Origin of the sequence: Pseudonocardia sp. Ae150A_Ps1 (genome assembly GCF_001932315.1) — a bacterium.
GTDB lineage: Bacteria > Actinomycetota > Actinomycetes > Mycobacteriales > Pseudonocardiaceae > Pseudonocardia.
The window spans coordinates 1,987,757-1,989,492 of sequence record NZ_MCIJ01000001.1 but is presented as its reverse complement, the minus strand read 5'-3'; the positions used below and the strand labels follow the sequence as shown (position 1 = coordinate 1,989,492).

Genomic DNA, 1,736 nt, shown 5'->3' with positions numbered 1-1,736 from the left:
GGACCACGGATCGCTTGAGGACATCACGCTCCATCCGCAGCTCGGCGTTCTCCGCACGCAACCGCTTGAGCTCCTCGACGTCCCCGCGGGACAGGCCCTCGGTCTCCTCACGGGCCTCACGGGCGCGGGCCACCCAGTTGCCCAGCGTGCCCTCGTTGACCCCCAGGTCTCTGGCGACCTGGGCGATCGGCTTGCCCGTCTCCTCGACGATCCGGACCGCCCCGTCACGGAACTCCCGGTCGTATCGCTTCCGTACCTCTGGCATCGCTACCCCTTATAGCTGATGCCTCCCCGATCATGGGGGAACCGCAGCCCGTGTCGGTGCCTGCGCTGTCGGGGTTCATGCCGCAGCCCTCCCCGGCATCGAGGTCACAGCGGCCCCAGCCTCACGGCGGGCGGCGACACGTGCGGTGCGATGCAGACGATCCCGCTCCGCTGGGGTCGTGGCACCGACGACGCAGTACCGGCGGGCCGGGTCCTCCACCAGCAACGCCTCCACCAGACAGATCCCACGAACCCGGCAGCGACGGCACACCGCCAACGCAGACTCGGCAGCCCTCGGACGATCATCGACGGGGAAGAACAACCCCGTGTCCATCCCCCGACACGCCGCCCCAGCAACCCAGCTGCGTTCGCCAGCACCGGTCACACCCCCGAGCCGAACGGCAGGGGATGGAGAAAACTCAACGTTCATCTATGCTCGGTGTCCTTCCGAGTCGATCGAGTGCCTGCTACGGCCACAACATGAGACGAGGAAGACCTCGTGGAGGAGCCCGCCACTAACGGGCTCCTCCACACCACACCCGGTCAGGCCGCGTCCTGGTTCTTGCCCGCCTGCCCACGCTGCGGACCAGGGGAACGCATCCCCGCCGCGCGGAAGCTGTAGGCCACACGCGGACGACCACCCGACTCCTGCACATACGGAGTCACCGTCAGGCCGTCGAACTCCACCGGCCGGAACGGCAACCCCCCAGCCGCCTCCGGCGGCACCGGCTGATGCGCCGCCGCGATCTTCACCACCACCGTCTTCTCCGACCGCCGCGCCTCCGGATCAGCATCCAGCACCGACACAGACCACACCGGCAACCCCGACTCCCGATCCACCTGCTGCACCGGACGCCCCGGCGAAGACTTGTCGAAGTCCCGCACCGCCTCCACCTCCGACACAACGAACGCGCCGTGCGGGAACACATCACCCATCGCCACCACAAACCTGTTGCTCCGCGCCATGCCAGCTCCTCCGTCGTTCGCTCTCTGCGTTCAGCTGCAAGCTCTACGTGAAGCTAGCAGTTGACAGTTAAGCATGTCAACTGAATGGCAACGACCTCTTGACGGGGGTGCTGACCAGCTACAACGCTCGCTGCGTTGGTAGAATTTCCGTGCACCGCGCGCGCCGGGGTGCGAGTGGAACACCGGGCAGCTAGCTAGAGCGGCCGAGCGGGACGGCCAGGAAGTCGAGATCATGGAGCCACTACGACGGACACTGTCGCGGGGCGAGGCGCTGCACGCGCAGATTGCTCGCCACATCGCCAATGACATCTCAGCGGGCCGCCTAATCAACGGCGCGACTCTCCCCTCAACCAAGGTGCTCGCATCCGAGTGGGGAGTTAGCCCCTTCACGATCTCTGAGGCGATGAAGCTCCTTGCTGAGGATGGCCTGATCGTAAACGAGCCGAGGTCCAGGCGGACCGTTCGTGCTCCGAGGCAGGGGCGGCCTGATCTTCGGCGAGACCGCC

Annotated in this window: 4 protein-coding genes; 1 reads left to right on the top strand and 3 read right to left on the bottom strand. The window is 66.8% G+C overall.

Features of this window, described 5'->3' with window-relative positions:
• The 3 genes from Ae150APs1_RS09075 to Ae150APs1_RS09065 all read right to left on the bottom strand — a co-directional run.
• Nucleotides 1-265 (bottom strand): transposase (locus Ae150APs1_RS09075; RefSeq protein WP_139317634.1); only part of this gene is annotated, 265 nt, incomplete at its 3' end.
• A 75-nt stretch (nucleotides 266-340) separates the two neighbouring features.
• The gene (locus tag Ae150APs1_RS09070; protein WP_083680029.1) at nucleotides 341-694 is read right to left on the bottom strand and encodes a WhiB family transcriptional regulator; all 354 of its coding nucleotides are present in this window, start codon (nucleotides 692-694) and stop codon (nucleotides 341-343) included.
• A 113-nt stretch (nucleotides 695-807) separates the two neighbouring features.
• Complete coding sequence (locus tag Ae150APs1_RS09065) at nucleotides 808-1,230, bottom strand: plasmid replication, integration and excision activator (protein ID WP_075296907.1); 423 nt, start codon at nucleotides 1,228-1,230, stop codon at nucleotides 808-810.
• Between the two features lie 232 nt (nucleotides 1,231-1,462).
• Here Ae150APs1_RS09065 and Ae150APs1_RS09060 point away from each other — a divergent pair.
• A partial coding sequence (locus tag Ae150APs1_RS09060) for a winged helix-turn-helix domain-containing protein (protein WP_139317633.1) occupies nucleotides 1,463-1,736 on the top strand: 274 nt, incomplete at its 3' end.